At 60.3% G+C, this 21,135-nt stretch carries 19 protein-coding genes; 14 read left to right on the forward strand and 5 right to left on the reverse strand.

The genetic code is table 11. The features are described from left to right. Nucleotides 1–291 precede the first annotated feature (291 nt). Together WH87_RS00795 and moaB are read left to right on the forward strand one after the other, a co-directional pair. Entirely contained in the window at nt 292–1,617 is a 1,326-nt protein-coding gene (locus tag WH87_RS00795) for an MFS transporter (protein ID WP_046137704.1), read from the forward strand. Continuing rightward, nucleotides 1,595–2,131 carry a molybdenum cofactor biosynthesis protein B gene (gene moaB, locus WH87_RS00800; RefSeq protein WP_046137703.1) on the forward strand — a complete coding sequence of 179 codons (537 nt, stop codon included), beginning with the start codon at nt 1,595–1,597 and terminating at the stop codon, nt 2,129–2,131. The genes WH87_RS00795 and moaB overlap by 23 nt, the downstream gene beginning before the upstream one ends. Before the next feature lie 63 nt (nt 2,132–2,194). Here the strand turns inward: moaB and WH87_RS00805 are convergent, their stop codons facing one another. After that, nucleotides 2,195–3,676: an MDR family MFS transporter gene (locus WH87_RS00805; protein WP_046137702.1), complete on the reverse strand. Its 1,482-nt coding sequence runs from the start codon at nt 3,674–3,676 to the stop codon at nt 2,195–2,197. 424 nt (nt 3,677–4,100) lie between these two features. Between WH87_RS00805 and WH87_RS00810 the strand changes: the two genes are divergently transcribed. Continuing rightward, nucleotides 4,101–5,249, forward strand: a complete 1,149-nt coding sequence (locus tag WH87_RS00810; RefSeq protein ID WP_052726209.1) for a PA0069 family radical SAM protein — start codon at nt 4,101–4,103, stop codon at nt 5,247–5,249. Here the strand turns inward: WH87_RS00810 and WH87_RS00815 are convergent. Both WH87_RS00815 and WH87_RS00820 read right to left on the reverse strand, forming a co-directional pair. Then, a complete protein-coding gene (locus tag WH87_RS00815) occupies nt 5,246–5,932 on the reverse strand; it encodes an HAD family hydrolase (RefSeq protein WP_046137701.1) in 687 nt (228 codons plus the stop codon). The two genes, WH87_RS00810 and WH87_RS00815, sit on opposite strands and share 4 nt — an antisense overlap. Before the next feature lie 42 nt (nt 5,933–5,974). Continuing rightward, nucleotides 5,975–6,580 (reverse strand): hypothetical protein, encoded by a 606-nt coding sequence (locus WH87_RS00820; protein WP_156167873.1) that lies wholly within the window; start codon nt 6,578–6,580, stop codon nt 5,975–5,977. Nucleotides 6,581–6,656: 76 nt separating this feature from the next. On the opposite strand from WH87_RS00820, the gene WH87_RS00825 reads away from it, so the two are divergent. From WH87_RS00825 to WH87_RS00845, 5 genes are all read left to right on the forward strand, one after another. Next, nucleotides 6,657–7,013, forward strand: a complete 357-nt coding sequence (locus tag WH87_RS00825; RefSeq protein WP_046137699.1) for a DUF4180 domain-containing protein — start codon at nt 6,657–6,659, stop codon at nt 7,011–7,013. A gap of 40 nt (nt 7,014–7,053) precedes the next feature. Then, the gene (locus WH87_RS00830) at nt 7,054–7,704 is read left to right on the forward strand and encodes a ribonuclease HII (protein WP_052726208.1); all 651 of its coding nucleotides are present in this window, start codon (nt 7,054–7,056) and stop codon (nt 7,702–7,704) included. A gap of 118 nt (nt 7,705–7,822) precedes the next feature. Next, nucleotides 7,823–8,956, forward strand: a complete 1,134-nt coding sequence (locus tag WH87_RS00835) for a site-specific DNA-methyltransferase (protein ID WP_046137698.1) — start codon at nt 7,823–7,825, stop codon at nt 8,954–8,956. Nucleotides 8,957–9,789: 833 nt separating this feature from the next. Then, nucleotides 9,790–11,466 carry an RNA-directed DNA polymerase gene (locus WH87_RS00840; RefSeq protein WP_046137721.1) on the forward strand — a complete coding sequence of 559 codons (1,677 nt, stop codon included), beginning with the start codon at nt 9,790–9,792 and terminating at the stop codon, nt 11,464–11,466. A gap of 252 nt (nt 11,467–11,718) precedes the next feature. Then, nucleotides 11,719–12,411: a spermidine synthase family protein gene (locus WH87_RS00845; protein ID WP_046137696.1), complete on the forward strand. Its 693-nt coding sequence runs from the start codon at nt 11,719–11,721 to the stop codon at nt 12,409–12,411. Between the two features lie 199 nt (nt 12,412–12,610). Here WH87_RS00845 and WH87_RS19470 read toward each other — a convergent pair whose 3' ends face one another. After that, entirely contained in the window at nt 12,611–12,919 is a 309-nt protein-coding gene (locus tag WH87_RS19470; RefSeq protein ID WP_156167876.1) for a hypothetical protein, read from the reverse strand. Between the two features lie 172 nt (nt 12,920–13,091). Continuing rightward, nucleotides 13,092–14,120: an A/G-specific adenine glycosylase gene (locus WH87_RS00850; protein ID WP_046137720.1), complete on the reverse strand. Its 1,029-nt coding sequence runs from the start codon at nt 14,118–14,120 to the stop codon at nt 13,092–13,094. Between the two features lie 118 nt (nt 14,121–14,238). Here WH87_RS00850 and WH87_RS00855 point away from each other — a divergent pair, with 118 nt between their 5' ends. The 6 genes from WH87_RS00855 (at nt 14,239) to WH87_RS00880 (ending at nt 21,092) form a co-directional block, all read left to right on the forward strand. Then, a complete protein-coding gene (locus WH87_RS00855; RefSeq protein ID WP_046137695.1) occupies nt 14,239–14,751 on the forward strand; it encodes a DUF721 domain-containing protein in 513 nt (170 codons plus the stop codon). A gap of 132 nt (nt 14,752–14,883) precedes the next feature. After that, nucleotides 14,884–15,636 carry a thioredoxin domain-containing protein gene (locus WH87_RS00860; RefSeq protein ID WP_052726207.1) on the forward strand — a complete coding sequence of 251 codons (753 nt, stop codon included), beginning with the start codon at nt 14,884–14,886 and terminating at the stop codon, nt 15,634–15,636. Between the two features lie 159 nt (nt 15,637–15,795). Next, nucleotides 15,796–19,251, forward strand: coding sequence for a chromosome segregation SMC family protein (locus tag WH87_RS00865; protein ID WP_046137694.1), 3,456 nt, complete (start codon nt 15,796–15,798; stop codon nt 19,249–19,251). Nucleotides 19,252–19,611: 360 nt separating this feature from the next. After that, nucleotides 19,612–20,004, forward strand: a complete 393-nt coding sequence (locus tag WH87_RS00870; RefSeq protein WP_052726206.1) for an AtpZ/AtpI family protein — start codon at nt 19,612–19,614, stop codon at nt 20,002–20,004. Between the two features lie 24 nt (nt 20,005–20,028). Further along, nucleotides 20,029–20,802, forward strand: coding sequence for a F0F1 ATP synthase subunit A (locus tag WH87_RS00875; RefSeq protein WP_281175150.1), 774 nt, complete (start codon nt 20,029–20,031; stop codon nt 20,800–20,802). Nucleotides 20,803–20,864: 62 nt separating this feature from the next. After that, nucleotides 20,865–21,092: a F0F1 ATP synthase subunit C gene (locus WH87_RS00880; RefSeq protein ID WP_046137693.1), complete on the forward strand. Its 228-nt coding sequence runs from the start codon at nt 20,865–20,867 to the stop codon at nt 21,090–21,092. Nucleotides 21,093–21,135: the final 43 nt, after the last annotated feature.

Consider the following 21,135-nt stretch of genomic DNA (forward strand, 5'->3'; position numbering starts at 1 on the left):
GATGCAAGGTCCACCCCAAATCACCGTCGCTGCCCTCGGACTTGATCCGCGGGCCACTCGCAGCACGGCACGCATGGCAAGAGACCCTCGGATCAAGTCCGAGGGAAGCGACTGCGCGAGGGCGAACTAGGCGCAAACGACAAGATTAGCGTCGTCCTCATTCCCCTCCTCACCGCCATGATGAAAAAACAGGCAACCGTGTTGTCTGTCATGGGTTGTCAAGGTCGCCGCGTTATTGTCACCTTCACGTGATTTGCAACGTTTTTCAAAACCAAAGCAGCCGAAAGCGTCATGGCCTCCGTTATCAAGATCTATGCCCTGTTTCTGGGCTCCGCTCTCCTTATGTTCGGTGGTGGCCTGCAGGGTCTCTTGCTGTCGGTTCGTGGCGCGGAGGAAGGCTTTTCGCTACTTTCGCTGGGCCTGATTGGTACCGGCTGGTCAGTCGGCTTCGTTGCTGGTTCGATCACCGTACCGCTGGTGGTGCGCAAGGTTGGCCATATCCGCGCGTTTTCGGTTATGGCGGCGATTGGCACGATCACCATCCTGCTCAACCTGCTTTTGATCAACGATATCAGCTGGATACTGCTGCGTGCGCTGTCCGGCTTCTGCTTTGCCGGCGCCGCGATGATCGTCGAGAGCTGGCTCAATGAAGTTGCGGAGAACAAAAGCCGCGGCACGATCTTTTCGGTCTATGTGACCATCAACATGGCCGCTTCGACCCTAGGCCAGATCGCCATGTCGATCACCGGCACTGCGGGTTATGTGCCGTTCGTCCTTGGTGCCATTAGCTTTATCTGCGCCGTGCTGCCCACTGCCCTGACCTCGAGCCCCCAGCCCCGCCCGCTGGCCTCGGCCAAGATCGACGTGGGCCTGCTCTATCGCACCTCGCCCGTCGCGGCGATTGCCGCCTTTTCGGTGGGCATGGCCAACGGCGCCTTTGGTACGCTGGCGCCGGTATACGGCTATGAGCGTGGGCTCGATGCCAGCGGCATCGCCCTGCTCTTCGCCGTTGCCGCTATTCTTGGCGCGGTGGCGCAAATCCCCTTTGGCCGCCTGTCCGATCGCATCGACCGCCGCCTCGTTCTGATTGGCCTTTCAGGCTTCGCATCGCTCGTCGGTCTGCTGATCCTCCTGATCAATCCGGAGGCGGGCTGGGTGATGTATGTCCTCTTTGCCGCCTACGGCTTTGCCGCCAACCCGATCTATGCGGTGGCCGTCGCCCATGCCAACGACTTCGCCAAGGATGGAGATTTCGCCAAGATTGCTGGCGGTATGCTGCTTATCCTGGGCATTGGCCTGGCCATTGGCCCTGCCATCGCCTCGATGATCATGGGCGCGTGGTCGCCGGTGGGCCTGTTTGTCATCACCGCCCTGTTCCATGCCCTTCTCGCCATCGCCGCCTATCTGCGGATGCGCGTGCGCAAGAGCGTTGATGCGGCCGACCGTGCGCCATTCCAGCCAATGGGCAATGACAAGCAGGTGACCCCGGAAACTATTGTGCTCGACCCACGGACTGATAGTGAAGAGTACGAAATGCCGGTGGATGAAGAGCCGGTGCCCGAGGAATTGGCGTCGAGCAATGGAGAGACCGGCAATGTTCAAGACGGAAAGATTTGAGGACCGCGCGTTTAAGCGCCTGTCCATCGCCGTCATTGCCGTCTCTGACACGCGCACGCTGGAAACCGACACCGGCGGCGCACTGCTCAAATCGCTGCTGGAGGCAGATGGCCACAGCTGTGCCGAGCGCGTCGTCATCCGCGACGATATCCAGTTGATCCGCCATGCGGTGCAGGGCTTTGTCGCCGACCCGAGGGTCGACGTGATCCTCACCACGGGCGGCACGGGCTTTTCGGGCCGCGACGTCACGCCAGAGGCCGTGGAGCCCTTGTTCGACAAGCGGATGGATGGGTTCTCGGTGCTGTTCCACCAGTACTCGGCGACCACCGTGGGCACCAGTTCGATCCAGTCGCGCGCGACAGGCGGCCTGATCGGCACGACATTCGTCTTCTGCCTGCCCGGCTCGCGCGGCGCATGTCGGGACGCGTGGGAAGGAATTCTGACCCACCAGCTCGACTACCGCCACAAGCCCTGCAATTTCGTCGAGCTGATGCCGCGTCTCGATGAGCGCTGAGCACGTCCATCCAATCTGACTGTACCAAAAACAAACGGCGCCCAATGGGCGCCGTTTGCAGTTTTAGTGGCCGTAATGCGGCTCGGAATCATCGTTGTCAGGCTTGCGCACCATGAAGGCGGCCAGCACGGCGAACAGCGAGATCACGGCTCCAACGAGGAAGGCGAGACGGATGCCACCTGCCAGCGCGGTCACCTGATCGGTACCGGAGGTCACAAGGCTCGTCGTCTGAATGGTCATCAATGCGACGAACAGAGCCACACCGGCTGCACCGGCAACCTGCTGAATCGAGCCCAGAATGGCACTGGCGTGCGAATAGAGATCCTTGCGTACCGAGCTCAGCGAAGCAGTGAAAAGCGGGGTGAAGGTGAACGCGAGGCCAATACTGATGGCCATGTGGCCAGCCAGGACTGCCCACACAGACGTGTTCTGATCCACAAGGGTCAGCGCCCACATCACGGCCGAAACTACCACAGTGCCGGGAACCAGCAGAACGGTCGGACCAACCTTGTCGTAGAGACGACCAACAACCGGACCAAGCACGCCCATGATCAGGCCACCGGGAAGCATCAGCAGACCGGTCTGCAGCGTGTCGAGGCCAAGCACGTTCTGGGTGTAGATCGGCAGCAAGATGACCGTGCCGAAAAGCGCCATCATGGCGATCGCCATGGTGATGACCGACACGCTGTAGTTGCGCGACTGGAAGGTACGCAGGTCAAGCAGAGCGCGATTGTCGCTCTGCAGGGCCAGCTGACGCCAGACGAACGCCGCCATGGCGACGACACCGATGACCAGTGGCAGCCAGATCGGGAACATTGCGCCTTCATGTGCCCCTTCGCCAAGGCTCGACAAGCCATAGACCAGACCGCCGAAGGCAAATGCCGACAGGATCACCGAGAGTACGTCGAGCGGTGCATAGCGCGGGGTCGATACGTTCTGGATCTTCTTGAAGCCCAGGATCAGCGCGCCGATGGCGATTGGCAGGACAAGGATGAACATCCAGCGCCATTCGAAATGAGCGAGAATGAAGCCACCAACCGTTGGGCCGATTGCCGGCGCCACTGACATGACGATGGACACGTTGCCCATGGTCTTGCCGCGGCTTTCGGGCGGCACCAACGTCATCAGCGTGGTCATCAGCAGCGGCATCATAATCGCCGTGCCGATAGCCTGCACCACACGACCGGTGATGAGCAGCTCAAGACCTGGTGAGACGGCGCAGATCAGGGTTCCGATAGTGAAGGTGGACATGGCCAGCACGAAGATCGGGCGGGTATTCATGCGCTGCAACAGAAAGCCGGTCACCGGAATGACGATGGCCATGGTCAAAAGGAATGCCGTCGTCAGCCACTGAGCGGCGCTCGCCGCTACACCAAGATCGTGCATGAGGTGGGGGATGGCCACGCTCATGATCGTCTCGTTCAAAAAGACGACAAAGGTCGACACCAGCAGCAGGGCGATAACCAGCTTGCTGCGGGCCGCATTGTCTGCGCTACTCGGCTCACTCGCCGTCGCGGCGTCAAAAGTTGTTGCGTCGGTACTCATAGTCATTCCCCGGATTCATTTGCGCTGTCGGCACGGCGACGAATGGCGTCGTCGTAGTTCGACGCCATCTTCAATTTAATCTGCGACAGGCTCTGTCAGTGATCTGATAGTTAAGTTGTGGCTTTACGAAAGGCGGCAGCCAGTAAAGATCAACATTCAATATCTGTGCTGGACGACGGGACTGTTACGCCCACCATCGCCAAGGAACGATGGTTTAGCCGTCTCATTTTAAGCCGTCCAGTCGTTCATTTGCAGCCCTGCCCTGCAAAATGCGTGATTCCGCCCTTCCTTATCCGAAGGTGGTATCCCATATCAGAAAGGCCACAAAGTTACAGTTCTTGTTTTGTTCTCATGGAGCTGTTACATCCTGGGACACGTTCCTCAGTCACGATTCGACTGTTGCGCGTCCGGCAGGAGACAGCCCATGGCCCTCTATCAGGCTCCATCTTTCGAAGCATTGGAACAGCTCAGTCGCAGCCGCGATGCCGATCTGGCACGTCGCGAACTGCTGAACCCAGACCGCATTCGTGGCCGTGGCGCTCAGTCCAACAATAGCGGCCGCTTTGAAAGGCAGACCCGCGAGAGCTTCGATGACGGCTGGGACAATGTCGAACCGCTCGGCCTGTTCGAAACCGTCGAGCACACCGAGCGCGCCAAAACCATCATCACCACCAATGACAGCCCCGACATTGGCTTTGAGCGCTCGATCAACGCCTATCGTGGCTGCGAGCACGGGTGCTCCTATTGCTTCGCGCGGCCCACCCACGCCTTCCTGGGCCACTCGGCCGGAATCGAGTTTGAGCGCGATATTTATGTGAAGGCCAATGCCGTCGAGGCGCTGCGAGCCGAATTTGGCGCGCGCAATTACAAGCCCAAGCCCATCGCCATGGGCACCAATACCGATCCCTACCAGCCTGCCGAGCGCAAGCATAAGCTGACGCGTGGCATTCTTGAGGTGATGCTGGAAACCAAGCATCCGGTGATGATCACCACCAAATCAGCCCTGATCCTGCGCGATCTAGATCTGCTGACCGAGCTTGCTACGCTGGGGCTGGTCAAGGTCGCCATCTCGATGACCTCGATGGACCACAAGCTGAGCCGCAAGATGGAGCCCCGCGCCTCCTCGCCCGCCCGTCGCCTCGAGGCGATCCGGGCGTTGAGCGAGGCAGGTGTGCCCGTTGCGGTGTTCGCCTCGCCGATGATCCCGGCGATCAACGATATGGAGCTGGAGCGTATTCTGGATGCCGCTGCGGCCCAGGGCGCACGCAGCGCCTCGATGATATTGCTGCGGCTGCCCGGCGAAGTGCGCGACGTTTTCCGTGAATGGCTGCTGCGCCATTTCCCAGACCGCGTGCGTCATGTGCTGTCGCTGGTCCGCGATACGCGAGGCGGTCGCGACAATGACCCACGCTTTGGCACGCGTTTCACTGGCGAGGGTCCATATGCCACGCTGTTGCGCCAGCGCTTTGACAAGGGGCGCGAGCGCTATGGTCTGGATGCCAAGCTCCCGCCTCTGCGCAACGATCTGTTTGTCGCGCCGAAGTTGGAAGACCGCCAGATGAGCCTGTTCTAGCTCGCGACAAGCGCGCCTGTACGGGCCGCGATGAATTCGAGCAGGACCGGATCGTCATAGCGTGATGCCGTGATCGAGGCTCCGGCGGCGATCATCTCATCATGGGCAAGGCTCGTGCGGATGCCCACAGTCTGCAACCCTGCCCCAGTGGCTGACGTGATGCCGGTGCGAGAGTCTTCGAAGGCAACGGTGAACGCAGGATTGGCGCCGAGCTGGCGGAGACCTTCAAGGTAAGGCAGTGGGTGCGGCTTGCCGTGCGCCAATTCCTCGCCAATCACCAGTGCTTTGAACCGATGCGCGATCCCCAGGCCATTGAGAATCAAATCGGCATTGAGGCGTGGCGCATTGGTCACGGCCGCCATGGGCAATCCAGCCGCATCAGCCATATCCATCAGATCGAACAGACCCGGCACGGCATGGATCTCGGTGGCAGCGAGGTCGCGAAAGATCGCCTCCTTCTCCAGCATCACGGCCATCTGCTCGTCCGGCGACAGATGTGGCACGAACTTACGAGCAATCGCCTCGTTGGCCATGCCCTGCAGTTCAATGGCAAAGCGCGCCTTGTCGAAGTGAAACCCGTAGGGCTCGAACGTGCGGTTAAATGCTTCGAGGTGGATCGGATCGGTATCGGCCAGCGTGCCATCGATATCAAACAGCAGTGCGGCGCCAGGCGTGGGAATCATCGTCGTATCCGAACAGAAAGAAAGAGAGTGCGGCCACACCTATCAGTATTGCGCGACCTTGCGGGCATAGGTGGCCATAAAATCGAGGGACGCGGCCAGTCCCCGCAGCGAAAGGAGCACTTCGACCATGCTTGCCGTGCCACCCGTTAGTGGCACAGTCATGACAAGCGCGTTCCGCTCCACCATTTTGTCGAGCAACGCCATGCGCTTGGCCTCGTCCACAACGAAAAACTGGTTGGCAGTGTCGTAGCGGGTTTCGAGATCGCTGGTAAAATCCAGCAAGGTTGGCGCTTCACCGCCAAACGCCAACACCAGCGGTCGACTGGTATCTGTCGTCACCCCGTCGGCGGCTACCGTCACCGCAATATCGAGATCACCCGACAGGCGATTGTGCAAAACGGTCAGCTTATAGGCCGGTAGTCTGGTGGCGTTGAGCTGGGCCCCTCCCGTACTCGCAAAGCAGGAGAACCCGTAAAAATGTGTCGCGTCTTCGTCTATCACGTCGGGGCATACTGCCAGCCAATCGCGGTTATACTCACGCCACTCTCCCAAGGGATGATGAAACGGCGCCGCCGCAACCGGGGCAATTGAGACCAGCAACAAAGCGAAAGCCCGCAAACTGGCATTGATCATCGACGCATAACTCACGACTAATGCCCCCCTCATTGCCATAATATAGCAAGGCAATGCGAAGATTGCAGGGCAGCGCGCAGAACTGGAGCTTATGGTGAAGACGACGCAGTACAATGGCCTCACGCTGATCGAGTTCGACAGCCAAGGGCCGCGCCTCGGGACCGAACGCGACGCGTCAGATGTGCTGAGCGAGGCCTTCGCTGTCGATGCAAGTGTGGTGGTCATTCCTGTTGATCGGCTTGATCCACAGTTCTTCGAGCTGCGCAGCGGGCTGGCGGGAGGCTTCTTCCAAAAATTGCAGAACTACGACTGCCGGTTGGTGATCGTGGGCGACATCTCAGCCGAAGTCACCGCGAGCAAGTCGCTGCATGACTTTGTGTATGAGACCAACCGACGTGGCCATCACCTTTTCGTGCCAGACCGGCAAACCATGCTGGATCGCCTCTAACGCGCGTTGACTTGACGGCGCCGAGGCGGATGCTGGCGCGATGTTATTCGATTCGACCGTTCAGACAGCTCCCGATTATAGCCACGAGCTTGCATTGCAGGCACGGGGGGCCCGCCTTGTTGCAGGTGTGGACGAGGCTGGTCGCGGTCCGCTGGCAGGCCCCGTAGTGGTTTCGGCGGTCGTGCTGAACCCAGCGCACATCCCCCAAGGGCTCAACGACTCCAAAAAGCTCAACGAAGATCAGCGCGAAGCGCTGTTCGAGCAGATCGTCGCTTGCGCCAGCGTGTCGGTCGTCGTCGCCCCACCCTCGATCATTCTCAGCCATAACATTCGTGGCGCCACCCTATGGGCAATGACCCAGGCGGTGCGCGGCCTGTCGCTGCTGCCCGATCGCGTCTTGGTTGATGGCCGTGACGTGCCAATGGGCCTGCCCTGCGAGGGCCTCGCGCTGATCGGTGGCGACGGGCGGAGCGTGTCGATTGCGGCGGCGTCCATTGTCGCCAAGGTCACCCGTGACCGCATGTGTGCCATTATGGATTGTGACGCACCGCATTTCGGCTTTGCCGGGCACAAGGGCTATGGCACGCCCCAGCATTTGCGGGCGCTGACCGAGCACGGCCCTTGCCGCCACCACCGCGAGGCCTTCGCCCCGGTTGCCGCCGCGCGGGTCCGGTTGACGGTCGTCGGGTAATCTCGTTGGCCGGGGCCAAGTTGAGACAGCTCTTAACCTCCCGCTAACCCCTTGCGAACGCTCCATTAACTCTGACGCGCTATAACGGGCTGGTTAGTAATGCGTTAGGGTTAAGTGTATGTTGCGTACCGCGCGTACGGCTCCTGTAGCCGCTGCGGAGGAGGCACAGCGTCTCCCGATCGATACCATTCTTGTGGGCGATTGCATCGACCACATGAATTCCTTGCCGGCCGGCTCGGTTGATCTCATTTTTGCTGACCCACCCTATAACCTGCAGCTTGACCAGGGCCTCACCCGCCCCGATCAATCCAAGGTGGATGCGGTGGATGACGATTGGGACAAGTTCGACAGCTTTGCCCACTATGACCAGTTCACCCGTGCCTGGCTGAAGGCGGCTCGCCGCCTGCTCAAGCCCGATGGCGCACTGTGGGTCATTGGCAGCTATCACAATATTTTCCGCGTCGGCACGGCGCTCCAGGATCTCGATTTCTGGATGCTCAACGACGTGATCTGGCGCAAGGCCAACCCGATGCCGAACTTCCGCGGCACGCGGTTCACCAATGCGCATGAAACGCTGATCTGGGCTGCAAAGAGCCAGAAAAGCCGCGTCACCTTCAACTATGAAGCCATGAAGCTGGCCAATGACGACACGCAGATGCGCAGCGATTGGCTGTTCCCCATCTGCACCGGCGCCGAGCGGCTCAAGGATGAGGACGATGGCAAGGTCCACCCGACCCAGAAACCGGAAGCCCTGCTGTTCCGCATTCTGAACGCCACGACCAAGCCCGGCGATATCGTGCTGGACCCATTCTTTGGCACAGGGACCACGGGCGCCGTCGCGCGCAAGCTGGGCCGCCACTTTATCGGCATCGAGCGCGAGCAGAGCTATATCGACGCTGCCCGTCAGCGCATCGCCACGATCCGCCCCGGCGTGTTCGAGGCGTTGCAGTCGGTCAAGCCGAAACGTCAGGAAACCCGCATTCCGTTCGGTTCGCTGATCGAGCAAGGATTAATTGAACCAGGCGCGCAACTCTTCGACTTAACGAAACGTTACTTCGCCATGGTTCGTGCAGACGGCTCACTCGTCTCGGGCAACCACCAGGGTTCGATCCACAAGGTCGGCGCACTGGTTCAGGGGTTCGAGTCATGCAACGGGTGGACTTTCTGGCACCACGAGCAAGCGGGCAAAGTGGCCCCAATTGATGATTTACGGGCGGGTATCCGCCAAAAACTTGATTTGCTTTCTGCCTGATCCTGACCTCCAATCATGTCTCAGGCTCTTTAACTGGCCGCCGGTTCATCCCCGGCGGCCTTTTTGTTTTGGGGGCACGGACGTGCAAAAGCGCCGCCCGGCCAGATGGCTTGCGGTGACACGGTGTGAAGCGGCTTTCGCCCCCGAGGGCTTGACGCCCCCAGATTGGTTTATTGAAGAGGCAAAAGCCGCTTCACACGATCTGGCTTTTCCAGCGCACGCATCGAGCGGCTTCCCCTGTGGGGTTCCGAAGCGGCTTGCAGTCGAGACCAGTCGATTGGCCCTGCTGCAGACGCCCCGGCGGGCCGGTGGTCAGCATCCACGCCGGTGCCGGGCGACCCCAGCTTCCAGTCCCCCCGCCCAATGCCTCGTCAGCACCGCGTGATTGGCGGGGATGAGCGCAAGTATGGGCAAGGTCTTGCGGCCGGGGATAACTATTTTGAATTCTGGGGAGCCGAGCTGTCCGAACCGCATTGGTCACCCTCAAGCCGACCCGAGGGTGAGAGCCGGTGGGAGGGCACCTCGGCGCGGTGAATGAATGACCTACAGGCTGTCTGTTTTCGACCCCAAGTCAGTCCTTGACGATAAGATGCGGAGCACCCGAAACCTGCCGTTCATTCAGCACCGGCTTAAGCTGGGCCGGAGCGAGACTGTCCGGGTTTGGATTCACATCGACGAACGCGGCCTCTCGCAGTTCACTCCTATCAGCGGATTCCCATGCGGCGATTGGCACACATCGCCTGCGACCCGCCATAACGTCATTACGATAAGTCGTTGATAGCAAATCCCCGCTATGTAATTCCTTCCTTCGGACCAAGCTGATGGGGGAAGTAATGTCCAAAAGCGAAAGACTGAAAGCGCTATTGGCGGCCGGGTACTTCCCAGAAGAGTTGCCGCCGGCATTCACGACTGCAGATTTCGCAAAGTACCGCCGTGCCATTGGTGATGCATGGGCAGCACTCCCAAATTATCCGCAGTATCCGAGGACAAATCCGGAGCGATTTAGCATCCCAAAGGTAACTGATTGGCGACGGGAATTAGCGATCGTCAATCCGATCGCGCAGTACCATGTGGCGAAGCTCATTGCCGATGATTGGCAACAAATTCATAAGCACCTTACTTCGTGTACTTTTGGCGTCGAAGAGGTTGAGATTAAATTCGACCGAGATAGGGCCGTCTCGACGCCAGACTTCCGACTTGTCTCCTTGAGGCACTCTGAAATCTCGGCGATCCACAATCATGCGCTCGTCGCGGATATTTCTCGATTTTACGGCACACTCTATACTCATGCCATTCCGTGGGGATTGCATACCAAGGCATGGGCCAAGACTAACTTGAACAACGCCGCTGTTTATGACCCCTCACTGGGAGCTCGTTTGGATAAGGCTGTTCGCAAGGGGCAGGACAACCAGACTATCGGCATTCCCGTCGGGCCCGACACATCCCGCATAATCGCGGAAATTGTAGCAGTGTCCATTGATGCCAGAGTGCAAGCGGAGTTGAACTTAGCGGCCGAAAGTATCGTTCGGAACGTGGACGATTGGTACATCGGCTTCGACAATGCTGGGCAGGCCGAAGAGGCGATAGCCGTGCTCGCAGCGGCTGCCCGTGATTACGAGTTGGAGATACATCCTGAGAAGACAAAGGTAGTGAACTCGGCCACCGAGATACAGGCTGTTTGGCCGACCGCACTACGCCAGAGCCCCATTTCCTCTGAGTTTTCCGAGCAATCCAAGACCATCGACCACTATTTCGCTCAAGCTTTCCACTTCGCCGCCGAATATAAACGGTCGAATGTCCTTCGCTTCGCCGTCAACCTTCTCCGAAGCGTCGATATTCTAAGGGTGAACTGGCCTCAGTTCGAGACTTACTTATTGAAAGCGGCTCGGGCGAACGCGACCACCGTACCGATGGTGGTGCACCTTTTGGCACTATACAATGCAAAGGGCTTTCCGGTTAAAAAGGACCGGATTGCAAAATTCATTAAAGATACCATCGCGAAGTGTGGGCCATCGGCCGCTCACTACGAAATCTCGTGGGCCTTGTTCCTAGCTAAGATGCTGAGGATCACCCTTCCAGCGGATTGGGTGCAGCCAGTGACGAAATTGGAGAGCTCGGCTTGCGCTTTGGTCTTGCTCGACCTGCGCCAGATGGGCCTCATTGACGGGGCGATTGATGTGTCGCTGTGGACCCAAGCGATGACGACAAAAGGGCTTGAGTCCAATCTGTGGCTCGTAGCCTACGAAGCGGACCTGAAAGGCTGGTTGACGCCTCCCACTGCTGGCTTCGTTCAAAACCACCTCTATTTTGCCGAACTCCGACGGCGGAACGTGTCGTTTTACGATAAGGAGCGGCGTCTCAAGAATGTTCGACGCAGCAAGCCTAAGAAGCCATCGGATGCCTTCGTGCGCCACATGGCAGCGCTTCGGAGCTGGAAAATGGAAGAAATAGACGCCCAGGATTTTCCCGACGAATGGGAACTCCCCGGCGACGATTACGGGGGCTATTAGTCGGAAGTGAGGTGCGTTGCCGTCGAAGTGCGGCGGCTACCTAAACGGCCGCTACCACAGCTTCGCCGGCCAGAAGCCGTCAGGCAGCAAACCACCCCGATGTTGCCGGTCGGCAGTCGACCCCATTCCGGCCGTTGAACTCAGCAACAGCCGGAGCCAAAAGCCGACGTTTGTGGGGAGTGTCCTATGACCTACGCTAGAGCATAGCGCGGTGCAGCAGTGGCGATTCGCTGGACCAGACTGGAGATATTGATGCTACCATGGGTAAAACTCGGTGAAACCACCATGCCGGGTGGTGGCGTCATGACACTGATGCAACGCGGCAGCGAATTCTCCATTATGTCCGGCGTTGTCACCCTGATGAACAACCGGCAGAACCATTCAGAAGAGCAATTGGCCGCGCTGTCGGCCTCCCGGGTAGGCGCTCGCCCAAAAGCCCGAATTCTAATCGGCGGCCTTGGCATGGGGTTTACCTTGCGTGCTGCCCTTCAGTGCTTTGCCGCCGACAGCGAAATCGTGGTGGCCGAGTTGGTTCCCGAGGTGGTCGCCTGGGCGCGTGGTCCGCTTGCCGTTTTGCATGGCACCAGCCTCGACGATCCTCGTGTTCGCATTCACCAGGGTGACGTCGCTACCGCCATCGGCGGCGGCAAGCTATTCGATGCTATCCTGCTTGATGTAGACAATAGTCCCGACGGACTGTTTCGTCCCGCCAATGACCGGCTGTACAATGCCGCTGGCCTTGCTGCCGCCAGGTCGGCACTGACGACGGGCGGCCACCTGGCCGTTTGGTCCTCTTACTCCGATGCCAGATTTACCAAGCGCTTGAGGCAAACCGGAATGGCGATCGAGGAAGTGACCGTTCGCGCCCGCAGCAACGGCAAGGGCGACCGTCACACCATTTGGATTGCCGTGAGGCCCAGTGGGACAAGTGTCAGGCCGCTGTAATCCGGAGAGGGAATAAAACGACATAAGTGGGGACGGTTGCCATCGAAGCTTGTTCGCCCAGCGAATGATAGTTTCCCAGAGCAGCCGTCCAAAAACTGACCGTCGGCTTCCCACCCCCTTCTATACTGTTCAGATTGCCGCGCCTGCGGCAGCTCTATGATGCTGGATAACTTCGTCGACAATGAAACGGAGGAAGCGCTCAGCGGCCTTTTTGTTTGTGTCCAAATACCGGTCGATCCGAAGGATCGAGCGCTGCGCGAAGCCCTCGATCAATCTCAGGTGTATGCGCGTAGGACAGAGCCTCTCGCACGACCGAGGTTTTACCAAAGGTCTTGGGCGCAGCATGTATCTGTTTTAGCGCTATAGACGCCGCATCGCTCCACAGAACATTGACCAAAGGCCCGCCCCCCAAGTAGCTGAGCGCGCTCTGGTCATCCGTTCGTTCAGCAATCACCAGAACCAGCTCCACAGCCCTTTCGGGTTTGGTGTGACTGAGATCCAGCAACAATTGGTGTGGCCTGTTCCCGGATCGACGGCGCACTTTGGGAGCATTTCCCGTGTTGGCCGCGAGCCATATCCGAGAAAAGCGCTCATTCCGTGGTGTCGACAATTGCTCGCCTCGATCTTCGGTCCTGCGTTAGGAAGAAATGTAGGACGAAAACTCGGTCATGGCAGCCCTTCTATTCCAACCCCGCCGTTGCCAGCACCTTGCGGAACAGTGTTGGCAGGGCTTCGGATTTCAGGGCTGCTGGTTCGGTCCACCAGCCACCGTCGAGGGTTTCGGCGGGGACGGTTGCCGACCAGATTTCCAGTTCCAGTCGGAAATGGGTGAAGATGTGGACCACTTGCCCGCGATGGCGCCAGTCGCCTTGGGCCGGATAGTTTGCATCAGGGAGATCGGCCGCCCAGTCGGACCCCGGCACTTCGGTCATTTTGGCGAGCAGGCCTTTGTCGGGGCGCGACTGCAGATAGACGTCGCCAGACGCGTCGAGCATTACATAGGCGTGGCCCTTGCGCACGGGGCGCTCGGCCTTGGTTGGCTTGATCGGATACACTGTCGGATCGCCTGCCTCGGTGGCGATGCAACCGCGCTGGATGGGGCACAGCATGCAGAGAGCGGTGCGCGGCGCGCAAATCGTGGCACCGAGATCCATCATGGCCTGCGCAAAATCGCCGGCACGTTGGGGCACCGAGGCCTGCAAGGCAGCGCGCAGCTCGTCCTTTGCCTCTCGCACGGGAACCGGCAGCGCATAATAGCGCGCCAAGACCCGGTCGAGATTGCCATCGAGCACGGCAATTTTTTCGTCAAAACAGATCGCGGCAATGGCAGCACTGGTATAGGCGCCGACGCCCGGCAGGGTTTGCAGGCCCGCCGACGTCTGCGGAAAAACGCCACCATGGTCGCGCACCACCGCCTCGGCGCAGGCATGGAGGTTGCGCGCGCGGGCGTAGTAGCCGAGCCCAGCCCATTCCTTGAGCACGCTATCGAGTGGCGCGGCGGCCAGGTCGAACACGGTCGGCCACAAGCTGGTGAAGCGCAGGAAGAACTTTTTGACGGCCGCAACCGTCGTCTGCTGCAGCATCACTTCGCTGAGCCAGACCCGATAGGGATCGGGCCGCACGCCGGCTGCGCGATCCGCAGGGGAAACCCGCCACGGCAGATCGCGCGCATGCCGATCATACCAGGCCAATACGGCAGTCGCGTCGATGGGGGCGGGATTGGCGAGATACATAGTCCCTCGGATACAATCACCGCTGCCCTTCCCACAAGGGCCACGATCACGCTCCCCTCTTGTGGGATAGGCATGCTGGGGCTACTTGCTTGCTATGGCCAAAGACCTGCCCGAACCGAAACGCCGCAATCGCTCGCTCAGCGTCGCTGATGCGCTCAGTGGCGCGCTCGATCCGGTGTTGAAAAAGCGCGGCTTTGCCAGCCGGGACCTGATTGCCCATTGGAGCGTGATGGCACCCAAGCCCTATGACACTGTCGCCATTCCCGACAAGCTGACCTGGCCGCGCGGCGAACGCAGCGCCGAGGGCGCCACATTGCTGTTGCGCTGCATTCCGGGTCACGCGCTGGCAATATCCCATGAGGGCGGCAAGATCGCTGCTGCGGTGAACCGCTATTTCGGCTTCGTGCTGGTGGATAGTGTCCGTTTGTCGGCAGAGCCATTCACGCCTGGTTCAGCGGGTCGGCAGCAAAACACTAACCAACCGAGCCCGAGCACCGTTGCAAAGGTCGGGGCCCTTGTGGCCGATATCGAGAATGAAGATCTGAGGGAGGCGCTTCGCCTGCTTGGCCATGCGCTGTCCAACAGATCGACAGAGAAGGGGAAATAAGCCCCTCAACGTCATCGTGCCTCACTGTCAACGCAATGCAACCGGACCGTTCACCTTAGGTTGATGAATGTGCCCACTTGCCCACACAATTGCCCCGTGTAGTGTCCGCACACCAAAACAGGAGCGTTAGAAGTGAACTTTACCCGCCGTGACACCCTTATTCTGGCCGCTGCCGCCTCGGCTCTGAGCCTTTGCGGGGTCGCCACTGCCAGCGCCGCAGAAGGCGACGTGGTTGATGTCGCCAAGCTGATGGCGCCTGCTGGTGACTATGTTGATCACGTCCAGGGCAGCGATAGCGCTCCTGTCACCGTTATCGAATATGCTTCCCCAACCTGCCCGCACTGCGCGGCATTTGCGGTCAATGTGGCCCCAAGCTTTGTTGAAGCCTATGTCAACACCGGCAAGGTCAAGTTCATCACGCGCCCATTCGTGCGCAACGTGCTCGACGCCGCTGTGTTCATGCTGGCCGAAGCTGCTGGCCCGACCAATTATCACAACGTGCTGACCACGTTCTTCAAGACCCAGGAAACCTGGGCTGCCTCGGCAGCACCGCGCGATGCGATCCTCGAAATCGCCAAGCAGCTCGGCTTTACCCAGGAAACTTTCGACGCCGCATTGACGAATCAGGCGCTGTTCACCGGGATGGAAGCTGTGCGCGAGCAGGCGCTCAATGATTTCGGCCTCTCAGGTACCCCGACATTCTATGTCAACGGAAAGACACTCAGCGGCGACAAGACCCTCGAGCAGCTCGGCGCTGAAATCGATCCGCTTATTCCTGCCGATTTCGTTGCCACCGATACCGGCGCAGCCCCCGCTGCGGCAGCACCAGCCGAGCCAGCCGCTGACGCTGCACCAGCCGATCAGGGCGCAACGCCTGTCAACTGACACTGAAAAATTGGTGCCCTCTCCCCCATCGGGAGAGGGTTATCCCCTTTCTGGCTGGGCAGGTACGCCTGCCCGCCGCTCAAATCTGGCACGCATGAAGCGTCGCTCTTCCGTGATTGCGTTGCATCCAGTCTTCCCACCGGTTGGCAGCGTCGACCGATGAAATTCTCCCGCCTCAAATTGCACGGCTTCAAATCGTTCTGCGATGAGATGACCCTTGTCATGGAGCCGGGCCTGACCGGAATTGTCGGGCCAAATGGCTGTGGCAAATCCAATCTCGTGGAAGCCATGCGCTGGGTCATGGGCGAAAGCTCCTACAAGGCCATGCGCGCTTCGGGCATGGATGACGTGATCTTTTCGGGCTCGGGCAATCGCCCAGGCCGCAACTCTGCCGAAGTTACGCTCGTTCTCGACAACTCCGACCGCACTGCCCCTGCTGCGCTCAACAATGCTGATGTGCTGGAAGTCACGCGTCGCATCGAGCGCGAGAATGGCTCGGTCTATCGCGTCAATGGTAAGGAAGTGCGCGCCCGCGATGTGCAGTTGCTGTTTGCCGATGCCTCGACGGGTGCCCATTCGCCCGCCATGGTGCGCCAGGGCCAGATTGGCGAGTTGATTGCTGCCAAGCCGACCGCCCGCCGCGCCCTGCTCGAAGAGGCAGCCGGCATTTCCGGGCTGCATTCTCGCCGCCACGAGGCTGAGCTGCGCCTACGCGCCGCCGAAGCCAACCTTGAGCGCGTCGATGACATCATCGCGCAGGTCGACACCCAGCTTGAAACCCTCAAGCGGCAGGCGCGCCTTGCGACGCGCTATCGTGGGTTATCGGGCGACATCCGTCGTACAGAGGCGACGCTTTATCATATCCGCTGGGTCGCCGCCCGCTTCGCCGAAAAGGAAACCGAGGCGCAGCAGGCTATCCTGATCCGCGATCTGGCCGACGCTACCCACCTCGAACTGGCGGCACAGAAGAAACTCGAAGCCGCCGACGCATCGCTGCAACCGCTGCGCGAACGCGAGGCCGTCACCGGCGCGGTGCTGCAGCGCTACACCATCCTGGCCGAGCAGTTGGCCGAAGAATCGCGCCGTATGGGCCAGCGCCGCATCGAACTTGAGGACCGCATTCGCCAGCTTGCCGCCGACGGCGAGCGCGAACGCGAATTGAGCGCAGAAAGCGAAGTCACGCTCGCGACCTATGCCGAGGAACTCGAAATCCTCGCAGCCGAGGGCGAAGCCGCCCAAGCCGATTTCGACCGCGCCCGGCAGGGGGCCGAAAGCGCGCGTGCCGCCGTGGTTAGCGCGGAGGCCGAAGCGCGCGCCGCAGCCGATGCGCTCTCGCAAATGCGCGCCCGTCGCAGCCAGGCGCAGCGCAGCGCCCAGGAAGCCGCCCAGCGCATTGCCCGCCTTACGACCGAGATCGCCGATGTCGAGGCCGAGGCCCGAACCGTCAATGCCAGCCTGGATGCCGACGAAACGCTGAGCCTGAAGCGCGCGGCCCTCGAGGCCGCACAGGCCGCAACGGCCGAGGCCGAATACTCTGCCGTGCTCGCCGAAGAGGCGACTGCAGAGGCGCAGATCAAACTGGACGAAACGCGGCCACGTCTCGCCGAGATCGAAGCCGCCCTCAACCGCCTTGAGGCGGAAGCGGCCACTTTGGGGAAAATGCTCAATGTCGGCGCCAGCCTCTGGCCAGCCATTGTCGATGAACTCAAGGTCGCCCCGGGCTATGAAACCGCGCTCGGCGCGGCTTTGGGAGATGACCTCGACGCCAGCTCGGACGCCGGCGCGCCGATGCACTGGTCAGTGCCGGTCGACCATACCGATGATCCCGCCCTGCCCCAGGCCGCCGAACCGCTGTCGCGCTATGTGACCGGCAGCGCTCTGCTTAAGCGCCGCCTCGATCAGATCGGCCTGATCTCCGAAGCTGATGGCCCGGCGCTGATGCATGCGCTCAAGCCCGGTCAGCGCCTTGTCACCATGGAAGGCGCGTTGTGGCGCTGGGATGGCTTTATCGCCGCCGCCGACGCGCCAAGCGCTGCGGCCCAGCGCCTTGCCCAGCGCAACCGCCTGGCCGAACTCGATGAAGACATTGCCCGCTCCAAGGGCGAACGCAACGCGTTCAAGCGCGATGTCGATGCCCTGACCGCAGCGCTGGAGGCCACCCGCCAACAGGAGCGCCAACAGCGTGAAGCCTGGCGCGCGGCCCAACATGCCATCGGCGCGGCACAGGGCGAAGTCGACAAGGCGCAGCGCGCCATTGGCGATCTTGTCACCCGTCAGTCGGCGCTCGAAGAAGCCCGCACGCGTCTGGCCACCAGCCTTGCCGAGGCCGAGGCCATCCGCGAGGAGGCCGAGCAGTCCCTTTATGAGGCAGGTGACGAGAACGACGCCGCAGATATTGCCGAGACCCGGCAGATCTCCCTCGACGCCGCCCGCGAGCGCGCCGACCAGTCGCGGCTGAAACTGGGCAGCTTTGAAACCTCGGCGCGTATGCGCGAGAGCCGCATTGCCCAACTTGAACGCGACAGCACCAGCTGGCAGCGTCGCCGTGAAGGCGCGCTGGCCCAATTGGCAACGCTCGATCAGCGTACGGCAGAAGTCGCGGCACAACTCGCAGCTGTCAATCAATCCCCCGATGGTTTCGCCGATCGTCGTGCGCAGCTCGAAGACCAGATCGAAACTGCCAGCATCGAACACAAGGCCGCGGGCGACGCACTCAACCTTGCCCAGACCGGCTATCGCGAAGCTGACAAGGCGCTGAAATCAGCAACCGACCTGCTCGCCAATGCCCGCATTGAGTTGACCCGCATCGACGAGCGCCTCAAGGGCTTCATTGCCCAGCGCCAGCAGATTGAACGCCAGATCGAAGAAAGCCTCGACATCCCCGCGTCCAAGACACTCGAGGCCTCGGGCATTCGCCCAGAGGAGGCGTTGCCCAATGAAGCGGCGACCGAGCAGCGGCTGGACAGGCTCAAAGCCGAGCGCGAGCGACTGGGCGGGGTGAACCTGTCGGCGGAAAAGGAATCTATCGAGGTTCAGGAAAAGCTCGACACCATGGTCAAGGACAGGGACGACCTGATCGAGGCCATTGCCAAGCTGCGCACCGGCATTCAGTCGCTTAACCGCGAAGGCCGCGCCCGCCTCAACGAGGCCTTCGTCAAGGTCAACGCCCACTTCCAGGAGCTGTTCACCACCCTCTTTGGCGGCGGCACGGCTGAGCTGACCTTTGTCGAGAGCGACGATCCGCTGGAAGCCGGCCTAGAAATCATCGCGCGCCCACCCGGCAAAAAGCCTCAGACCATGACGCTGCTCTCGGGTGGCGAGCAGGCCCTGACAGCCATGTCGCTGATCTTTGCGGTGTTCCTCACCAATCCGGCACCGATCTGCGTGCTCGACGAAGTGGACGCCCCGCTCGACGACGCCAATGTGGAGCGCTTCTGCAACCTGCTCGAATCCATGCGCCAGCGCACCAATACGCGCTTCATGGTCATCACTCACAACCCGATCACCATGAGCCGGGTGGATCGCCTGTTCGGCGTCACCATGGCCGAGCGCGGTGTCAGCCAGCTGGTTTCGGTCGACCTGACGACCGCCGAAAGCTTCCGCGAAGCCGTCTAAGGGACGATATTGGTCTTAGGTTGGTTCTGCTGCGTCGTAATACACAGCTTTTTCGGACCCAAATTCACCGCTCTGATCCATTCCGGGAGCGCAAAGGGCCATGCCTAAGCCATTGCAGCGGCAATGGCCCGGAACGCCTCAGGACACAGAGAATCCTCGCGCCACTGCCCTGACTCTGCCACGATTGGGTGTGGACAGCATGCCGCACCCCCCTACTGCGCCAAAAACCCCAATTCTTTCAATAATTTACCTAGCTGAGGCGAATCTTGACACTCCAAGACCCCACCACTATGTTGCGCGCGACTAAAAAGGGCGCCACGGAACCATCCGGGATAGGGGCCAGCCGAGGGGAGCGAGCGGATGTCTAAACCGCAAGATACCAAAGGCGAAGGCCCGAGCTCAGGTGAGGTGACGCGCGATCTCGCATCGCGTATTGCTTCAGCCCAGAGGGGTCGCATCATCGAAGCCAATAGAGCTTCGGGAAACGGCCCTGACGATCGAACCAGTCTGGCGCGCGGCATGCGCATCGGCACCGAGTTCGTCGCGGCGATTGTGATTGGTGGCATTCTTGGCTACCTGATCGATCTGGGTCTCAATACGAGCCCGTGGGGCTTGCTCATCATGTTCATGTTGGGCTTCGCCGCAGGAATACTAAATGTCACCAGATCGGTGGCAGAAATGAACGCCGCATCGCCTCCCCCGCCTATGCCACCACGGCATGACGCGGAAGACGACAAGCGGAACGAACAGTGATGACGACGCGCAAGGGGCTCTGTTTTGGCCGGTACTGACCCAATCCACCAGTTTGTCATCGAGGACATGATTCCGATCCACCTCGGTGGTGACGGTACGGCCGGAAGCGGCCTGAATTTCTCCTTTACCAACTCGTCGCTCTTTATGGTGCTGACGGTTGCTGCGATCACCACCTTCGTGCTGCTGGCTTCGTCCAAGCGCTCGCTGGTGCCATCGCGCCTCCAGCTCTCGGGTGAGCTGCTGTATGAATTCGTAGCCAACATGCTGCGCAGTTCAGCCGGCAAAGAGGGCATGAAGTTCTTCCCCTTCGTGTTCTCGCTCTTCACTTTCGTGCTGTTCGCCAACCTGTTTGGCCTCGTCCCTTACTTCTTTACGGTCACCAGCCATATCATCGTCACCGTGGCTCTCGCGGTTCTCGTGATGACTGTTGTGATTGGCTATGGCTTCTTCCGCCACGGTCCAAAGTTCCTCAAGCTCTTCGTGCCTGCTGGCGTTCCCGGCTATGTGCTGCCAATCGTGGTGCCGATCGAAATCATTTCGTTCCTTTCGCGCCCTGTCAGCCTGTCGGTTCGTCTGTTCGGTAACATCCTTGCTGGTCACATCACGCTGAAGGTCTTCGCCGGCTTTGTGGTGAGCCTTGGTGCACTGGGCTGGCTCGGATGGCTTGGCGCCATTCTCCCGCTCATCATGACGGTAGCGATTACGGCACTCGAATTCCTCGTCGCAGCAGTTCAAGCTTATGTGTTTGCAGTGCTGACTTCGATGTATCTCAACGACGCGGTTCACCCTTCACACTGAGCGTTGAGTCCCTCAACGGCGGGCCCCGCCGGCAAACTACGACCCTTGAAAGGACTACAAAAATGGAAGCTGAAGCCGCAAAGTTTATCGGCGCTGGTATTGCAACTCTCGGTATGGCCGGCGCTGCGCTCGGCGTGTCGAACATCTTCTCGAACTTCCTGTCGGGTGCTCTGCGCAACCCATCGGCTGCTCCAAGCCAGACCGGTAACCTGATTTTCGGTATGGCTATGACCGAAGCTCTGGGCATCTTCTCGTTCCTGGTTGCCCTGATCCTGCTGTTCGTCGCCTAATATCGGCACGATCTGCCTGCTTTCGCAGCCGGGGCTTCTTCCC

This window comes from Devosia epidermidihirudinis (assembly GCF_000971295.1).
GTDB lineage: Bacteria > Pseudomonadota > Alphaproteobacteria > Rhizobiales > Devosiaceae > Devosia > Devosia epidermidihirudinis.

Bases quoted from the DNA above. Each gene is read 5' to 3' on its own strand.
- moaB (WP_046137703.1), top strand. From the start codon at position 1,595: ATGTTCAAGACGGAAAGATTTGAGGACCGCGCGTTTAAGCGCCTGTCC.
- WH87_RS00840 (WP_046137721.1), top strand. From the start codon at position 9,790: ATGTCCAAAAGCGAAAGACTGAAAGCGCTATTGGCGGCCGGGTACTTC.
- WH87_RS00870 (WP_052726206.1), top strand. From the start codon at position 19,612: ATGTCTAAACCGCAAGATACCAAAGGCGAAGGCCCGAGCTCAGGTGAG.
- WH87_RS00810 (WP_052726209.1), top strand. From the start codon at position 4,101: ATGGCCCTCTATCAGGCTCCATCTTTCGAAGCATTGGAACAGCTCAGT.
- WH87_RS00835 (WP_046137698.1), top strand. From the start codon at position 7,823: ATGTTGCGTACCGCGCGTACGGCTCCTGTAGCCGCTGCGGAGGAGGCA.
- WH87_RS00825 (WP_046137699.1), top strand. From the start codon at position 6,657: ATGGTGAAGACGACGCAGTACAATGGCCTCACGCTGATCGAGTTCGAC.
- WH87_RS00830 (WP_052726208.1), top strand. From the start codon at position 7,054: ATGTTATTCGATTCGACCGTTCAGACAGCTCCCGATTATAGCCACGAG.
- WH87_RS00880 (WP_046137693.1), top strand. From the start codon at position 20,865: ATGGAAGCTGAAGCCGCAAAGTTTATCGGCGCTGGTATTGCAACTCTC.
- WH87_RS00865 (WP_046137694.1), top strand. From the start codon at position 15,796: ATGAAATTCTCCCGCCTCAAATTGCACGGCTTCAAATCGTTCTGCGAT.
- WH87_RS00815 (WP_046137701.1), bottom strand. From the start codon at position 5,932: ATGATTCCCACGCCTGGCGCCGCACTGCTGTTTGATATCGATGGCACG.
- WH87_RS00855 (WP_046137695.1), top strand. From the start codon at position 14,239: ATGGCCAAAGACCTGCCCGAACCGAAACGCCGCAATCGCTCGCTCAGC.
- WH87_RS00805 (WP_046137702.1), bottom strand. From the start codon at position 3,676: ATGAGTACCGACGCAACAACTTTTGACGCCGCGACGGCGAGTGAGCCG.
- WH87_RS00795 (WP_046137704.1), top strand. From the start codon at position 292: ATGGCCTCCGTTATCAAGATCTATGCCCTGTTTCTGGGCTCCGCTCTC.
- WH87_RS00845 (WP_046137696.1), top strand. From the start codon at position 11,719: ATGCTACCATGGGTAAAACTCGGTGAAACCACCATGCCGGGTGGTGGC.